General features: G+C 42.2%; 15 protein-coding genes. 5 read left to right on the top strand and 10 right to left on the bottom strand.

Translation table 11 applies throughout. The features are described from left to right. Positions 1 to 33 precede the first annotated feature (33 nt). From J8Z25_RS05445 to efpL, 7 genes are all read right to left on the bottom strand, one after another. A complete protein-coding gene (locus tag J8Z25_RS05445) occupies positions 34 to 1,353 on the bottom strand; it encodes a DUF58 domain-containing protein (RefSeq protein ID WP_250661800.1) in 1,320 nt (439 codons plus the stop codon). Further along, positions 1,350 to 2,333 carry an AAA family ATPase gene (locus J8Z25_RS05440; RefSeq protein ID WP_250661799.1) on the bottom strand — a complete coding sequence of 328 codons (984 nt, stop codon included), beginning with the start codon at positions 2,331 to 2,333 and terminating at the stop codon, positions 1,350 to 1,352. The genes J8Z25_RS05445 and J8Z25_RS05440 overlap by 4 nt, the downstream gene beginning before the upstream one ends. Next, positions 2,330 to 3,478: a DUF4350 domain-containing protein gene (locus J8Z25_RS05435; protein WP_130052013.1), complete on the bottom strand. Its 1,149-nt coding sequence runs from the start codon at positions 3,476 to 3,478 to the stop codon at positions 2,330 to 2,332. The genes J8Z25_RS05440 and J8Z25_RS05435 overlap by 4 nt, the downstream gene beginning before the upstream one ends. After that, the gene (locus tag J8Z25_RS05430; RefSeq protein ID WP_250661798.1) at positions 3,468 to 4,928 is read right to left on the bottom strand and encodes a hypothetical protein; all 1,461 of its coding nucleotides are present in this window, start codon (positions 4,926 to 4,928) and stop codon (positions 3,468 to 3,470) included. Before J8Z25_RS05430 ends, J8Z25_RS05435 begins: the two co-directional genes overlap by 11 nt. Beyond that, positions 4,918 to 5,868: a stage II sporulation protein M gene (locus J8Z25_RS05425; RefSeq protein WP_130052015.1), complete on the bottom strand. Its 951-nt coding sequence runs from the start codon at positions 5,866 to 5,868 to the stop codon at positions 4,918 to 4,920. Before J8Z25_RS05425 ends, J8Z25_RS05430 begins: the two co-directional genes overlap by 11 nt. Continuing rightward, a complete protein-coding gene (locus J8Z25_RS05420; RefSeq protein ID WP_130052016.1) occupies positions 5,865 to 6,593 on the bottom strand; it encodes an RDD family protein in 729 nt (242 codons plus the stop codon). The genes J8Z25_RS05425 and J8Z25_RS05420 overlap by 4 nt, the downstream gene beginning before the upstream one ends. A gap of 145 nt (positions 6,594 to 6,738) precedes the next feature. Beyond that, complete coding sequence (gene efpL, locus J8Z25_RS05415; protein ID WP_130052017.1) at positions 6,739 to 7,311, bottom strand: elongation factor P-like protein EfpL; 573 nt, start codon at positions 7,309 to 7,311, stop codon at positions 6,739 to 6,741. Between the two features lie 190 nt (positions 7,312 to 7,501). Between efpL and J8Z25_RS05410 the strand changes: the two genes are divergently transcribed. Next, entirely contained in the window at positions 7,502 to 7,888 is a 387-nt protein-coding gene (locus J8Z25_RS05410) for an MmcQ/YjbR family DNA-binding protein (RefSeq protein WP_130052018.1), read from the top strand. A 13-nt stretch (positions 7,889 to 7,901) separates the two neighbouring features. Here the strand turns inward: J8Z25_RS05410 and J8Z25_RS05405 are convergent, their stop codons facing one another. The 3 genes from J8Z25_RS05405 to fadI all read right to left on the bottom strand — a co-directional run bounded on the left by J8Z25_RS05405 (position 7,902) and on the right by fadI (position 12,106). Beyond that, entirely contained in the window at positions 7,902 to 8,432 is a 531-nt protein-coding gene (locus J8Z25_RS05405) for a GNAT family N-acetyltransferase (protein ID WP_250661797.1), read from the bottom strand. Positions 8,433 to 8,570: 138 nt separating this feature from the next. Next, complete coding sequence (fadJ, locus tag J8Z25_RS05400) at positions 8,571 to 10,796, bottom strand: fatty acid oxidation complex subunit alpha FadJ (RefSeq protein WP_250661796.1); 2,226 nt, start codon at positions 10,794 to 10,796, stop codon at positions 8,571 to 8,573. Beyond that, positions 10,796 to 12,106, bottom strand: coding sequence for an acetyl-CoA C-acyltransferase FadI (fadI, locus tag J8Z25_RS05395; RefSeq protein WP_130052021.1), 1,311 nt, complete (start codon positions 12,104 to 12,106; stop codon positions 10,796 to 10,798). Before fadI ends, fadJ begins: the two co-directional genes overlap by 1 nt. A 336-nt stretch (positions 12,107 to 12,442) precedes the next feature. Between fadI and J8Z25_RS05390 the strand changes: the two genes are divergently transcribed. Genes J8Z25_RS05390 through J8Z25_RS05375 form a run of 4 tightly spaced genes read left to right on the top strand, consistent with a single transcriptional unit; the run spans position 12,443 to position 15,769 of the window. After that, positions 12,443 to 13,399 (top strand): AAA family ATPase, encoded by a 957-nt coding sequence (locus J8Z25_RS05390; RefSeq protein ID WP_130052022.1) that lies wholly within the window; start codon positions 12,443 to 12,445, stop codon positions 13,397 to 13,399. A 3-nt stretch (positions 13,400 to 13,402) separates the two neighbouring features. Then, positions 13,403 to 14,347: a DUF58 domain-containing protein gene (locus tag J8Z25_RS05385; protein WP_130052023.1), complete on the top strand. Its 945-nt coding sequence runs from the start codon at positions 13,403 to 13,405 to the stop codon at positions 14,345 to 14,347. A 2-nt stretch (positions 14,348 to 14,349) separates the two neighbouring features. Next, positions 14,350 to 14,790, top strand: coding sequence for a DUF4381 domain-containing protein (locus J8Z25_RS05380; RefSeq protein WP_130052024.1), 441 nt, complete (start codon positions 14,350 to 14,352; stop codon positions 14,788 to 14,790). After that, positions 14,783 to 15,769, top strand: a complete 987-nt coding sequence (locus tag J8Z25_RS05375; RefSeq protein WP_250661795.1) for a vWA domain-containing protein — start codon at positions 14,783 to 14,785, stop codon at positions 15,767 to 15,769. The genes J8Z25_RS05380 and J8Z25_RS05375 overlap by 8 nt, the downstream gene beginning before the upstream one ends. The last annotated feature ends 1 nt before the right edge of the window (position 15,770 follow it).

Below are 15,770 nucleotides of genomic sequence, written 5' to 3'. Positions count from 1 at the left end.
TGAATTCAATGCCTTTTTTATTGCCGGATGGTATTACAATGCCCCTGAGTGCTTCACATTTAAATAGGTGTTAAGCACATGCGGTAGTAGCTGCTCAGGGTTACAGTCTATGGCTATCACCCCTTGTTTTTTAAGCTTAGCCATATTGGCTTTGTGTGAATTTAATAGTGCTAATGCTGCACAATAGCTGGTTGCATCTTCGTACTTTTCTATAGGCTCTTCGAGTACTTCATTCACTGCACGATTGTTAATATTAATAAGTGCGACTAAGTGATGCTTTTGTAATAGCTTAATTGCAGGCATTAATTCATCAATACTTTGCTCATCGAGCGTGGTGACTAATAACACTAGAGAGCGTTTACTGCGCTTGGCAATTAATTGGTTCACAGCCACTAAATAGTCACTACTGCTTTTATCTGGGTATAGATCATAAAAGTGATTCATCACCCTTGATACATTTTGTGCGCCTTTTACATCGGGTAACCAACGCAGATTTTGGTTAAAGCTTTGCATGCTAAACCAGTCACCTTGCTTTAAAACCGTGTGTGACAGCAATAATAATGCATTTAAAGCATGATCAAAGTGACTGCCTTCATTGGCTTCTATGGCCATTTTTTTAGAGGCGTCTAGCATCACTATGACGTGTTGGTTTTGTTCTTCTTGATACTCACGAGAAATGAGTTTTCGACGCTTACTAGTCGCCTGCCAATCAATCTGCCTGACGCTATCACCTTGGCGATATTCACGTAACTGCTGAAACTCAATACCATCACCGCGCTTTTTAGTGAGTTTTAAACCTGAAATTGGCTTATTCACCACCCCATTTAAATGCTGCTTTGAAGTAACACGGCTAAAATCTGGGTAAACCTTTAATTGGATAGCTTGAGCAGTTAACCAGTTTGTTTGCCAAAGGCCCAGTGGTGACCCAACTCTAAGCTCAATCGCACTAATCTCTGCATCGCCTCGTTTGTGAGCACGTAAATTAAAGCTCTGCTTAGCTTGTTGCAGCGCATCAATAAACACAGTTTGCTGTGGTTTTTGCAGCTCAATCGCATTACTTAAATGAACACTGACATCTAACATAGTCGCATGCTTAGCTTTATTTTTAATGACTACATTTAATGCTTGGCGTCGATATAAGGCCATGTTGAGATTAGTTTGTGCACTCACTTCAAGTAAAGGCTCTGACTTCGCTGCCATATAATCTACAAATACCACCAATAAGGGCACTAATAACAAGGCCGTTAGCACTAAGCTGTCAACCGATGCAATAGCACAGACAAGCAACAATAACAGCAGCAAAGCTGTTAATTGTACTAAGCGTTTTGCAGGTCTATGCTTGATGCGATTCATGAGCGCGGCGCTTCAACACTGGCTAAAATGGCACTGATCACTTCATCAAATGATCCCCCTTCAAGCTCCAGATCAGCGGATAAAATTAAACGGTGCCTTAAAATATTCACTGACACTGACTTCACGTCATCTGGGGTTACAAAGTCACGGCCATTCATCAATGCCATTACTTTTGCAGCTTTAATGATGTTAATTGAGGCCCGTAACCCTGCGCCGTGCAGCACACCCTGCCAAGTTCGTGAACTTCGCACAATATCAACAGCATAATTAAGTATTTGTTCGTCCACTAAGATATCTGCACAAAGCTGTTTAATTTCAGCAATACGCTTAGCATCCAATACTGTAGGGAGCTGCTCTACTTTGGTTTCATTAGAAACTATTTGTGTATTCAGTTTTAAAAGCTCAACTTCCGATTCATGTGAAGGAAAACCAAGCTCGACCTTCATCATAAAGCGGTCTAATTCAGCCTCTGGCAGTGGGTAAGTCCCTTCTTGATCTAACGGGTTTTGAGTAGCGAGTACCATAAACGGTGAATCAATAGATAATGACTCACCATCAATGGTGATTTGTTGCTCTTGCATTACCTCAAGTAGTGCTGATTGCGTTTTAGCTGGTGCACGGTTAATTTCATCAGCCAGCAAAATATTAGTAAATGCTGGGCCTTTTTTGATATTAAATTCACCTGATTTCATATCATACAAACTATGACCAACAACATCTGACGGCATTAGATCCGGCGTAAACTGCACTCGCGAGAAATCTACATTTAAGCTCTTTGCTAGGGCTCTAACCAGTAGCGTTTTACCAAGTCCAGGAACCCCTTCAAGTAACACATGACCACCCGCAAATAGAACGGTAAGTACATCTTCAACAATGGCATCTTGACCAACTAACACACGTGAAATGTTATGCTTTACTTGTTTTACTGCATCAGCTGCCTCAATTAAGCTCATGCGATTAGTATCCAATTCCGTGCTCATAAGGCATTCCTTAATTGTTTGAATCGTTTTATATATTCTGTTCGTTGTTCTTTTGACTCAGGCAACTTGCTAGCAAGTAACTGAGCCACATGTTGTTTTTCAAAATGAGTTAAATTAGCGATGATCTGCGCCTGTTTTTCAGCACTGAGCATTTTAAAGTTAGGCACTCGCGACTCTACTTTGGCGTAAAAATCTTTTTCTAGTGCGGTAAATAATACGGCTTCGTGACCATGCTCTGTATAGAAATTTGCTACTGCACGAATATGCTGATTAAAGCTGGTTTTTATATCGAATTCAGGAGTATAAGAGCGGCCAATGCGACTACTTATATGCCACACTGCAAGCACAATTAATAACAGCAACGTCACCACAAATTGCCAGCTCCAGTGCCATAATTTGGCAAACCAATTTGGGTAAGTTAGGTAAGGTACATAAGTGACTTTATCAGCTCCTTTACTTAGCCAAAGTAATAAGCTGCCATGATCAAGATGGCGAAGTCGGTAATTGGTAAAAGGTAACAGTGACGGCATAACGATGACCCGACCTTGACCAAATGCAAAGTCACACATCAGGGTGTCACTATTTTCACTATTGGTGCTAACACCGGGGCAATTTTCTATATAAAACGCGCGACTTAACTCAAGATCGAGCTGAGTGTTTTCATCGATAGATAGCGTACTGTTTTTATTCCCTTCTTTAAGCATCGCAAAGTCATATTCAAAGACATCTTCTTGGCTTTGCACATTGATGCCAAGCTGACTAAAAAACACCGTGTTATCAATCGCCAGTTCATCGCGTTGCCTATTTAATACATAAATTAAACGCCCGCCATCAGCGACCCAATCAGCAAGTTGTACATCTAACTGGTAAGAATCAGCAAGCACTGCTTCATCCAAAATTAAGATACTTTGCGGGTCTATGTTTAACTCATCACTTTGTACTTGTTCTACCAAGCGCTTATTCTTCTGCCAATCGATGCCATTGGCTTTGAGTAGTCGTTGAGCCATCGTGAAATTGTCTTTTGCCACATCACTATGAAAACCAATTTCGATTTCTTTTTTCTGCCAATCTAAAGAAGCAATACCAGCAATAGCAAATATGCTAAACACCACTAGCGCCGCAATCAGCACATATTTAAGCTTCACGGGCTTGCTCCTTAGTCTCTGCTGTCATTGCTGTAATTTGCTCAGTCAGCTCGATAAAGTCGATATCAGGGGTTTTATGGCCCCAAGCAACTGTGACCCATGCAGAAAATAAGCGGGCAAAAATCGCTTGCCCTTGGCTAGGTACCTTTGCATCAATTGCACCTTTACATTCGCGCTCAGTCATCGAGCGGTGCAAGCGAACTTCATGTCGCTGCTGCGCCCAAGTCAGCGCATGATGAAGCAAGTACGCTAGCGCCAAGCGATGCTGACCTTGCTCAAAGCATTGCTTTGCAGCGGCAATTAAATCAGTAGGTAAATCTTTACTTTTAATTTCTGCAAATAAGGTCGGGATCACCGACTCTTCATTCACTTTACTACGCTCAGGCAAGCTTAAATTGGCAAAAAAACCGCGCTTTTGCATCAGGTAATAAACTAGCCAAATGACTAATAAACCTACCAATACCCAAACCAACATACCAAACATCTGACCAATGGCTGTAAACACATCGATAAGCCACGACCAATCACTATCTGATGAACTCGCTTTCGCTTCAATATTTGGCAGCCAGGTAGTCTCAGTTTCAATGACATTAGGCTCATTATAAAGAGCTGTAACTTGCTCTTTTACCGCTTGCTTATCGATTTGCTCTGCATAGCTAGTTGATGGTTGCAGCGTGAACGTTGTAAGTATAAGTAGTGCTACAGCACTGACTACGCCTGCAAGGCGGGTACGAATGTTTTTGAATGCGAGCTCTATATCCCAGCCCTCAAGTTCAACACGGCGATGTAAATAAGCAAGGAAACCGCCAGTGACGAAAAGCGGCGCCACTAAGGAAATACTAAGGATGTATATAAAATTAAACGCTATCTCAACCCAGATTGGCGCTTCGAAAATTTGATACATGGCTTCTTGTGCTGAAAATGAATGGGGCACAAGTGCAATTGTCAGCGCAGAAATCCCCATTAATAAGATAAACTCAAAATGCACACAAAATAGCATCCACAACGTTTGCTTTGGCTTCGTTGAGGCAAATAAAACCTGCTTGCGCTTTGTTTTTCGCTCGCCTGATAGCCGCTCAAGTTGCTCAACGGGCGCTAAAAATGCTCTATTTGGGCTAAGCCTGAAAATGGTTAAATGCGCTAGCATATCGGCAACTTTTAACTGTTTAAGTGACTTTAAGCTACTACTTATTTTGACCGGTTGATTGAATACCGCCTTTGACATGTAATCGAGTAAAGGTCGTTCAAATACAGGTTTAAGCCACCAAACAACAAATCCGCCTATGCCCCAATTTAATAAAAAGCCGACAATTAAAAATACTGGAACAGCCATCATCAAATACAAAGTGATCAGCGCCACAATATGCTGCTTAACTAACAACACAGTTAAATCAAAGGTCTCGTAAGCACTGCGCTTGGGGGGTGTGAAGCTAAGACGATTAAGCTCCATAGCGCATTCCCTTGTACAAACGGAAAATGACATAACACCAACAGCCGCTGCCAACTATATATTTAATTTCGTAAGCAATATCACGAGGTGACCAAAACGCTTCAATAAAAGCAGCAATTACTAACATTAAAAAAGCACCAACAATGAGCGGAAGTGCCTTTTGTGCAGCCTGTTTCATTGCATATGCACGGGTATACTGCCCAGGGCTTAATATGCCGTAACCAATCTGACATCCTGCAGCTGAGGCAATGATGATAGCAGTCAACTCAAACGAGCCATGAGTGATAACAAACGAAAAAAATGGCCCTTCAAAACCTACATTAACAATATGAGCAGCAACTGCACCAAAGTAAAAACTATTAAATAATAGGAAAAAAGCAGCGCCAACACAGAACAGCACACCACCTGCAAACATCTGAAATGCAATTCCTATGTTATTGTAAATGTAGACACCGAACATCATTAAGTCTTGCGGTGCACCGCGCTCAGCCGATTGAACGCTGCCACTGGGGTTATACATTTGTTCGATATTAAGCACTGTGCCTTGCCCTAAAAATGTATAAACGGCATCAGGGTCAATTGTCACCCAAATAAAAGCGATAAGGGCCAATCCCCAAAACGCGATTAAGTTTACAGCCAGCATTAAACGGTTTTCATACAGTGCGCGTGGAAATGCAGTTCGCGCCACATGCCATATTTCAGAGAATTGATTGCTTCGAGACAAATAAAGGCGCTTTTGCCCTAACTGCACAAGCCTATTTATTTGCTCAATCAACACAGGGCTGTATTGACGACTTTGGGCAATGGCTAAATCATTACAAACTTTGCGATATAAATTAGGAAAATTAACAGGTAAAGACTCAGCATTATTTTGCTCACAAAGGGCTTCGAACTCATCCCAACTTACGCTATTTGATTTTACAAATTGAGTTTGCTTCATTGTTTACCCTCCTGCTGCGGGTAATCGTTATCGTGTTGAACTTGCCCAGCGAAGTGGCGTGCGTAACTAACGAGCTGCGCTTCAATCTCGTGCTCTGCTGTAGAAAACGGTGCAGCTAAAATAGCTGCCAACTCACGACGCCTTGCATCAGATAATTCATCATGGCGCTCAGCAAAAGCAAGTACAGCTAATTGCTCTTCGGTAGTTAAGCTAATTGAAGGAATATGCACTTCACCTTGAGCTATTTCAGGCCGCTCTGCGAACTCATCGTCGTAAATAACCATGGTGCCTGCCGCCCAATCACCAATGCGTTTAAAGCGGTTGTTAAACAACATAACTACAAGGCCCAAAAAATAGCCTATCGGTAGCATATCTGCGGGGCGTAGCAAGTTACGCACAACTATTTGCGAAAAGCTCGCTGGTAAGCCATTGTCTTGCACAACACGAATATTAAGTCGTTTTTTACCTGGGGTTTGGCCACTTTCCATTTCAAACAGGATGTTATAGCCCCATGAAATTAAAAAGTAAGCAATTAATATAAGTCCTTGCCCTGCATCGCCAAAAAAGGCAAGTACAGTGCCTACAGCAAGTAAAACCAAACTACGGATAATAAAATCGATGGTGTAGGCATAGCTTCGGGCGACAACACCTGCAGGAGTGATAGCGATATTAACGCCTTCGGGGAGTTTGATGTATTCTCTGTTTTCCAATCCGTGGTTCAACATTAATCTACTACTGGTATTTATTGTTGTTTTCGTAAGCCAATAATAATGCGCGTTTTTAGTCCCTTTTTCAATGCATTTTGTTATAAGCGCCTTACAAATAAAACAAAAAAACCGGCTAAAAGCCGGTTTTTGAAGAGCCACAAAGTTATTTTTCTGCGCGGCCCATAAACTTATGTTCAACCGTGTTGATACGAATGCGATCGCCTGTAGAAATATGCTCAGGTACCTGAATCGTTAAACCGGTTGTCAAACGTGCAGGCTTTGAACGTGCACTTGCTGAAGCACCCTTAATTGAAGGATCGGTTTCTTCAACAACAAGCTCAACACTTGATGGCAAATCTAAGCCAACCGGAGCGCCATCGATTACAATTACGTGAAGACCTTGAGTTTCTTCATTTACGAATAAAATCTCTTCGCTAATCGCTTCTTTATTTAAGTTATAAGGCGTGTAGTCTTCATTATCCATAAATACATACTCTTCACCGTCAATGTAAGAGAACATTGCTTCACGACGAATTAGATCCGCTAGTTTTAGCATGTCGCTGTCTTTGAATGTTTCATCAACTTTACCACCAGTTACCACATCGTATAAACGCATACGGTATAAACTGCCACCAGCACGACCTTGTGGTACAGAACGTTGAATATCTTTAACTACTAAAACACGGCCGTTATGCTCGATAGCGGCGCCTTTTTTAACTTCACTTGCCTTAGGCATGGGTGTATTCCTATCGTTTTTTGTTGACAGAAATTTACCACGTAATGGCTATTGTTCAATAAAAATTTGCAGTTTTAACTCACAGCCGTTATTTATTCGATTTTTCAGCAAATTATAATATTAGTTGTCTCAAAACTAAGAAAAAGCTGCTATGTTTATAACTACGAAAAATGACTTCAAGGATTGGATCATGAATCAACACACAGTACACGAATATTTAATGAAAAAGCCATTGGTGATGATCACCCAACCATTTGGCCAAGATGTCGACGTTTACAAGGTGAATCATAAAATGTTTGCCACCCTTGCTGAGGGCAAAGAAGGCCAAACAGACGATGAAGGTAATCTTGTATGGTGGCTAAATCTGAAATGCGAGCCAGATGAAGCCCAAGCATTGCGTGATATTTTCCCGTCGGTGATCCCGGGTTATCACATGAACAAACGTTTATGGAATACGGTTATTTTAGATGGTACCGTACCACAAGGAGAGATTGAGCGGATGATTGATAATTCGTTTGATTTAGTGGTTGCGAATATGCCAGAAAAAGACAGAAAAGCGATTGAGCTTCATCTGTAAAATTGCGCACTGATCACGCTCTGTGATCAGTGCAACCTAAATAAAAATGATGATCGGTATACAAAACACCGCCAATAGCATACGCATCTAGCTGCTTATCGACTAACTGAAAACCACATTTCTCAAGTACTTTTTCTGAACCGATATTACCTTCGGTGACAACCGCTTTAAATTCCCGCACAGCATGTTCTGATTTGGCGTAATCAAGCACTGCTTGCAAAGACTCTGTGGCATAGCCACGACCATGAAAATTAGGCAGCAGCAAATAACCGACTTCTTGACTATCAGGCACTGTTGATGAAGTAAACCCAGTTACACCCACCTCTTTACCTGTACTGCTTTCAACAATAACTAAGCACAGTGGTGAATTCGAATTTGGCTGCCAAGGCTTTAAGCGTTCATTAAACTTTGCTCGTAGCTGCGCTTCTGAGGGCTTATCGAAACATTTCTCTATCACTTGGGCATCATTATGCAAAGTATAAAACAATGGCCAGTCATCGGCATTTAACAGCCGTAGTGTTAATCGCGAAGTGGTGAGAGTCATGGTGATTAATCGCTTAGTAAATAAACCTAGTTATAACAAACTGATTTCGAGAATTAAATACCACTTATGGCCAATATATAAGTAAAAAGCCCCGCTCAATAAGCAGGGCTTTTAAAATTAACTAATTAATTTAAAGAATTAGCTTTTAGTCGTTTCTTTATTAGCTTCTTCTGACGCTTGCTCGTCTTCAACCACTTCTTTGGTTACTTCAACCGGATCGACAGGCGTAGCTTCAGCTATTGCCAGCTCTTCGCTTTCTGCTTGGTAAAAACGCCCCCCCTTTTCAGCCATTGCTTTTAACGTATCGCAAGGTGTGAAAATAGGGTTGTAGTTAGCAAAAGTCGCCATTTCTGAGCTCACTTGTGCTGCACCCAGTTTATCCATATAGCTAAATGGACCGCCTAAGAATGGTGGGAAACCGATACCAAAAATAGCACCAATATCACCGTCACGCGGGCTTGCAATAATGCCATCATCTAAACAGCGTACCGCTTCGTTAAGCATTTGCGCAACACAACGTTTAGCAATTTCGCTCTTGTTTAAACGAGGTGATGGCGTAACACCAAGTAGCTCGTATACTGACTCATCCACTTTTTTATCTTTCTTGTCGTAAAGGTAAAAACCACGGCCAGTCTTACGACCTAAACGCTTAGAATCGATTAAGCGATTAAAGGCGTCAGGTGCTTTAAAGCGCTCGCCCAACTCTTTTTCAAGGATTGGCGCAATTTTAGAACCTATATCAATCCCTACTTCATCAAGTAACGCTAAAGGCCCTACCGGGAAACCAAACTCAACCAATGCTTGGTCAATCTTTTCAATTGGCTCACCTGCAAGCAGTAAATTAGCCGCTTCATTAACATAAGGCGCTAAGATACGGTTTACATAAAAACCAGCCATGTCTTTAACCACAATCGGGGTTTTACCTTGCTTACGGGCAAAGTTAACAACGCGTGCGATAGTTTCTTCAGACGTACCGGCGTGTGGAATGATCTCAACAAGTGGCATCTTTTCAACTGGAGAGAAGTAATGCAGACCAATTACATTTTCTGGGCGTGCTGCATCAGCAGCGATTTGTGCAATCGGTAATGATGAGGTATTACTTGCAAAAATAGTGTTGTCTTGGCATTCACGTTCAACATCAGCCACCATACCTTGCTTTAAAGCAAGATCTTCAAACACTGCTTCGATAACGATATCAATGTGTTTAAAGCCGCTGTAATCGGTTGTACCGGTAATGCGGTTCATGGTTTGTTGTAAATCAGCTTTAGATAAAATACGACGCTTTTGCTTTTTATCTAAAATCTTATAGCTGTAGTTCATTGCATTGCTGATGCCCTTTTCAGCCACATCTTTAATGCGCACTGGAACACCCGCTTTTACAGCACTAACATGGGCAATACCCGCGCCCATGAGGCCGCCACCTAATACTGCCGCTTTAGCGATTGCTGGTGCATCATCATTACGCCACTCTTTTTTCATTTCAGTGGTTGCAAAGAAAATACCGCGCAATGCTTTTGACTCATCACTCATTACCAGCGTGGCAAAGCCTTCTGCTTCAGTTTTGTATGCTTTTAACTGATCAAGCTCAACACTTGCACGAACCGCTTTAATAATGGCTAAAGGTGCTGGGTAGTGACCGCCTGTTTTCTTCAGCACGTTTTCTTGTGCTTTTTTGAAAATAATATTGCGACCAAATGGGTTTGACTCAAGTAATTGACTTAAACGGTCTAGCTTAGGTTTAGTAGCCTTCGCCTTACCTTTCAGAGCAAACTCTTTAGCAACGTCAAGTAATACACTGTGTGGTACACAGTCATTTACTAAGCCTGTTTTCTTCGCTTGCTTAGCACGCACTTGCTTACCTGTAAGCATCCACTCAAGTGCTTTTTGCAAGCCAACTAATTTTGGTAAACGTTGAGTACCGCCACCACCAGGTAATAAGCCTAACTGTACTTCTGGCAAACCAAGCTTAGTGATATCGCTGTCAGAACACACTCGATAATCACATGCTAAAGCAAACTCTAAACCACCGCCTAACGCTGCACCATGAATAGCACTTACTGTTGGGAAAGGTAGCTTTTTCATATCGAAAAAGGCTTGTTGGCACATTTCGCTTAACGCTAATGCATCTTCACGGCTATTCGCGCTATCAAGCATTTTAATATCAGCACCAGCGATAAAGTTATCGCTTTTACCACTAATAAATACCATACCTTTTACAGCTTGCGCTTGTGCGTCTTTGAGTAAGGTTTTTAAATCTTCTGCGAAACTGCTGCGCAGGGTGTTCATTTTCTCACCCGGCACATCAATGGTTACAACGGCTACGCCGTCATCGGCCACTGATAAACTAAATACTGAATCTGTCATTACGCACTCTCCAATACAAAGGCTGCGCCTAAGCCACCCGCTGCACACGCAGTCGTAAGCGCTAAGCCGCCACCGCGACGATTAAGTTCATTTAAGCTTTGCGTGATCAGGCGTGCACCTGTTGCCGCAAATGGGTGACCGTATGCTAGTGAGCCACCTAATACATTGAACTTGTCCATGTTAATTTCGCCGATCGCTTTACTGCGACCAAGCTTTTCTTGTGCAAATTTGTCTGACGCAAACATCTTCATATTAGCCAGTGTTTGCGCTGCAAATGCTTCGTGCATTTCGATTAAATCTAAATCTGCTAATGTAATACCTGCACGGTCAAGAGCAATTGGCGTAGAGTGAGCCGGACCCATTAGCATGTCCTCATGGACACCGATTGCCGAGAAAGCAAAGCTACGTACATAACCTAAGATATTGTAACCCAATGCTTTTGCTTTACTTTCACTCATCATTAATACCGCAGCAGCACCATCAGTTAGTGGCGTAGCATTAGCGGCTGTAACAGAACCGTGTTGACGGTCAAATACTGGTTTTAATTTCGCATAGCCTTCAACAGTCGAGTTATGGCGAATGTTATTATCTTGCTCAATAAAACTCTTATAAGGCGCTACATGCGCAGTCATCACTTCGTCTTTAAGTTTGCCATCAGCCCATGCTTGGCTTGCAAGAGTGTGAGAACGATGTGCTAAAGCATCTTGGTCTTCACGGCTAATACTATGCGTTTTAGCCATTTGCTCTGCCGTTTGACCCATAGATAAGCCTGTAGAGTACTCAGCTACCGCTGGCGGCACAGGAAGTAAATCTTTTAGACGTAGTTTTGAGAAAATCTTTAATCGCTGACCAAGCGTGCGTGCTTTGTTTAAATCAACAAGGCTACCCGCTAATTTTTTGCTGACACCAATAGGTAATACAGACGATGAGTCAGCACCACCAGCGATACCCACTTGCACTGAGCCTGCCATAATTGACTCGGCTACGTTAGCAATGGCTTGGAAACTTGTCGCACACGCACGCGAAACAGAATAAGCATCAACAGAAACAGGCATGCCCGTACCTAATACGATTTCACGGGCAATATTTGGGGCTTCTGGCATTTGCACTACTTGACCAAATACAAGTTGATCAATTTCAGATTTATTAAAGTTAAGTCGTTCAAGCATTTCGTTGACAACTAACTTACCCATATCAAGGGCTGGTACATGATGAAATGCTGTGGCTTGCTTTGCGAATGGCGTTCGCAGGCCGCTAACGATAGCGATACGATCGCCTTTTGCTGTTTTAAGTATATTTTGCTCAGACATTTATGCTCTCCCGCTGACAGGTCTGACCTGTTTGTTTTTCCTGATTCTAAAACAACCCGTGTACGAATGCCAATATTAAGTTTTCAACCATAGGCTTTTTTTGGCCTATTTACAAAAAAACACTGTATTTATATGGTAGGCTAAAAATCCTTAAAAAATAACGAACTATTTGAGGATTTTGTGTCTAACACTTGTGTTATAACTTTTGAATCCTTATAACTTGTTAATAGCGCCCCACCACGGTACCGCGTAAAGAATTTATCGGTACTGAATATAACGCATTGGCGCATAGCAAAAACAATTTTTGACTCACGCTTTTAGGACAGTCTTTTTATTATGGCAGTTAACGCATTTTCACAATTAAAATCATACTTAGACACGCAAATTATCGGCCAACCACAATTAACCCAAGCACTGTTAATCGCGATTTTGGCAGATGGCCATTTATTAGTAGAAGGCCCTCCAGGTCTTGCAAAGACCCGTGCAGTCAATGCCTTAGCAAAAGGGGTTGAAGGTAGCTTCCAACGTGTTCAGTTTACCCCAGACTTATTACCTGCGGATGTCACAGGTACCGATATATATCGTCAGCAAACCAGTGAATTTGTATTTGAAAAAGGACCGTTATTTCATAACCTAATTTTGGCTGACGAAATTAACCGTGCCCCTGCTAAAGTACAATCTGCGCTACTCGAAGCCATGGCTGAACGCCAAGTAACGGTTGGTAAAAACACTTATCCACTGTCTGATCTATTTATGGTTATGGCAACCCAAAACCCGCTAGAGCAGGAAGGCACTTACCCACTACCAGAAGCACAGCTTGACCGCTTCTTATTGCATTTGAGCATTGATTACCCGGGTGCTGAACACGAATTAGATATCCTACGCCTAACCCGTGGCGAGGCTATTTCTGATAAGCAAGCAGAGACACAACAAATTAGTCAAAGTGAACTTTTTGCTGCGCGTAAAGCTATTTTAGGCTTGTACTTAGCTGAGCCACTTGAAAAGTACCTAGTGCAATTAATTGTTGCAACCCGTGAAGCTTCAGAGCTTGATGAGCAACTTGGCCGCTGGATTGAATATGGCGCAAGCCCGCGTGCAACCATTGCCCTTGATAAATGCGCACGAGCTCATGCTTGGCTTGAAGGCCGTGATTTTGTAGCCCCAGATGATATCCAAGCGGTGCTGCATAATGTGTTACGTCACCGTATCATTTTAAGCTACGAAGCGCAGGCCGATGGCATCAGTAAAGATGACGTGATCAGCCGTATTTTAGAATTGGTAGCAGTGCCATAAGCTATGTCGAGCCAATTTGATACAGCGGCGTGGTTAGCAACGAGCCATAGTCAAGGCGTCAATTTATCACTCAAAGAGTTGATGTATTACAAAGCCAAAGCTCGTTTACTAGAACTTGCGCCCAAAGTAAAAATCAAAAACAGTTTAGCTGGGCAATACCTTGCGCCACATAAAGGTCGCGGGATGGAGTTTGCTGAAGTGCGTCATTATCAAGCTGGTGATGACATACGCTCTATCGACTGGCGTGTTACCGCCCGTACAGGCGAAACCCACACTAAACTGTTTCAAGAAGAAAAAGAACGCCCTGTTTTTGTATTTACCGACTTTTCTAACTCGATGCTGTTTGGCTCAAAGTTACTGTTAAAATCGGTGCAAGCAGCGCATATTAGCGCATTAGTTGCTTGGTCGGCGTGTCAAAGAGGTGACCGCATTGGTGGTCTGGTGTTCAATCAACATAGTCATCACGAATTAAAGCCTACGTCACGCGAAAAGGCGGTGTTAAAGCTCTGTCACAACTTATGTGATATTCACAACCAAGCGCTCAATAATATCGACAAAACAGCCAACAGCCTATTTAGTGAAAACCTAAAACGCCTTAACCATTTGGCTAAACCCGGTAGCCTAGTTTATATCGTTTCTGATTTTAGTGCCCTTGATGAAGCGAGCTTTAAACAACTTGAAATGCTGAGCAGACACTGTGAGTTGGTTGGTTGCCATATTAGCGACCCATTTGAACATCAGTTACCTGCTTTTAAACAAACAGTAACTGTGTCGGCAAATGGACAAGATCTTGCTTTACCATTAATGGACAAGCAATTTCGCGAGCGCTTCGCTAAATCTGCTGAAGAGTCTTTTTCTAATAGGTTAAAGCGCCTACAAAAATCTGGGCTTAGTTTAATTTCATTCAGTGCAGCCACTCCACTTGAGCTGCAATTAGTGAGAAAGTAACAATGCAAAAAAATCCGCTAGATGGCTTACATGATGTCATTGCACCGACCGAGGTTGCATGGTGGCCACTTGCTCCAATTTGGTGGCTGATCATCGCCTTAGTTGGTTCGTTATTAATTATCGGCTTAGTGCTTTTATATAAAAACCAACAGTTCAAAAAAGCCAAGAAACAAGCTATTAAATTAAGTAAAACCCTTAGTGATGATGATGCACAAGAGCTACACATTATTTTAAAACGTTTAACCCGTCATTATTACAGCAGTCAACTTGCCTCTCAGCCTTTGGCAAAGTGGTCTGAAAATTTATCTAAGCTAAGTGGCGATAACTTTAGTTACGACGAGTTGATGCCGCTTTATCAGCAGCAAAGTAATAATGCTGAACTTGCAGCTAAATTACGCAGTGCCATTCGCAACTTTAAACTCAAGGAGCCAATTAATGTTTGAGTTTAGTTGGCCATGGTGTTTTGTGCTTTTACCCCTACCTTGGCTTTTAAGTCGCTTTATGCCGTTAAAGCAACAAGGGCAATTACGGTTGCGTATTCCTGGCTTTGCTAAGCTTGGTTTGAATAATCAAGCGGTGCAGCAACATAGTCGTAAAGTATCTTTGCTCGAGTGGGCAGTATGGGGATTATTAGTTATTGCTATCGCAAACCCGACTTGGCTTGATGACCCCATCACCTTGCCCAATGAAGGCCGCGATATCATGCTTGCAGTAGATTTATCTGGTTCTATGACAGAACAAGATATGGCCTATCAAAACCAGTATGTCGACAGGCTAACTATGGTAAAAGCGGTACTGAGTGACTTTATTGAGCAACGTCAAGGCGACCGCCTTGGTCTCATTTTATTTGGCGACACCGCATTTTTACAAACACCTCTTACGCGTGATGTTAAAACCGTGAGCCAAATGCTGAGCGAGGCGCAAATCGGTCTAGTTGGTCGAGCAACAGCTATCGGAGATGCATTAGGTTTGTCAGTAAAACGCTTTGCTAACAAAGATGAAAGTAACCGTATCGTAGTGCTATTAACTGATGGTCAAAACACCGCGGGTAACCTTGACCCAGAAGATGCACTACTGTTAGCACGTGAAGAAGGCATCAAGGTATATACCATAGGTGTTGGCTCCGATAACCCGCGTGGTTTTAGCTTATTCAATATGGGTGGAATGAGTGGCGGTAACTTAGATGAAAGCTTACTAAAACGTATTGCAGAACAAACTGGCGGCTTATATTTTCGTGCAAAAGATGTGGCTGGCTTGCAGCAAATTTATCAGGAGCTCGATAAACTTGAGCCTATCAGTAGCGATGAGCAGACGTTCCGTCCACAAATTTCATTGTTTTATATTCCACTGCTTATAGCGCTAGGCTTAATAAGCTTAACAATGTTAGTCAATTTTATTCGCCAATTTAAGCAGGAGAGCTAGT

Origin of the sequence: Pseudoalteromonas sp. SCSIO 43101, assembly GCF_023650775.1 — a bacterium.
Classification (GTDB): Bacteria; Pseudomonadota; Gammaproteobacteria; order Enterobacterales; family Alteromonadaceae; genus Pseudoalteromonas; species Pseudoalteromonas apostichopi.
This window is presented reverse-complemented; position numbering and strand designations above follow the sequence as displayed.

What these genes read in the sequence shown, in the direction of transcription:
- J8Z25_RS05420 (WP_130052016.1), bottom strand. Translation starts at nt 6,593, where the DNA reads ATGTTGAACCACGGATTGGAAAACAGAGAATACATCAAACTCCCCGAA.
- J8Z25_RS05375 (WP_250661795.1), top strand. Translation starts at nt 14,783, where the DNA reads ATGTTTGAGTTTAGTTGGCCATGGTGTTTTGTGCTTTTACCCCTACCT.
- J8Z25_RS05445 (WP_250661800.1), bottom strand. Translation starts at nt 1,353, where the DNA reads ATGAATCGCATCAAGCATAGACCTGCAAAACGCTTAGTACAATTAACA.
- fadJ (WP_250661796.1), bottom strand. Translation starts at nt 10,796, where the DNA reads ATGACAGATTCAGTATTTAGTTTATCAGTGGCCGATGACGGCGTAGCC.
- efpL (WP_130052017.1), bottom strand. Translation starts at nt 7,311, where the DNA reads ATGCCTAAGGCAAGTGAAGTTAAAAAAGGCGCCGCTATCGAGCATAAC.
- fadI (WP_130052021.1), bottom strand. Translation starts at nt 12,106, where the DNA reads ATGTCTGAGCAAAATATACTTAAAACAGCAAAAGGCGATCGTATCGCT.
- J8Z25_RS05440 (WP_250661799.1), bottom strand. Translation starts at nt 2,333, where the DNA reads ATGAGCACGGAATTGGATACTAATCGCATGAGCTTAATTGAGGCAGCT.
- J8Z25_RS05430 (WP_250661798.1), bottom strand. Translation starts at nt 4,928, where the DNA reads ATGGAGCTTAATCGTCTTAGCTTCACACCCCCCAAGCGCAGTGCTTAC.
- J8Z25_RS05410 (WP_130052018.1), top strand. Translation starts at nt 7,502, where the DNA reads ATGAATCAACACACAGTACACGAATATTTAATGAAAAAGCCATTGGTG.
- J8Z25_RS05425 (WP_130052015.1), bottom strand. Translation starts at nt 5,868, where the DNA reads ATGAAGCAAACTCAATTTGTAAAATCAAATAGCGTAAGTTGGGATGAG.
- J8Z25_RS05405 (WP_250661797.1), bottom strand. Translation starts at nt 8,432, where the DNA reads ATGACTCTCACCACTTCGCGATTAACACTACGGCTGTTAAATGCCGAT.
- J8Z25_RS05385 (WP_130052023.1), top strand. Translation starts at nt 13,403, where the DNA reads ATGTCGAGCCAATTTGATACAGCGGCGTGGTTAGCAACGAGCCATAGT.
- J8Z25_RS05380 (WP_130052024.1), top strand. Translation starts at nt 14,350, where the DNA reads ATGCAAAAAAATCCGCTAGATGGCTTACATGATGTCATTGCACCGACC.
- J8Z25_RS05390 (WP_130052022.1), top strand. Translation starts at nt 12,443, where the DNA reads ATGGCAGTTAACGCATTTTCACAATTAAAATCATACTTAGACACGCAA.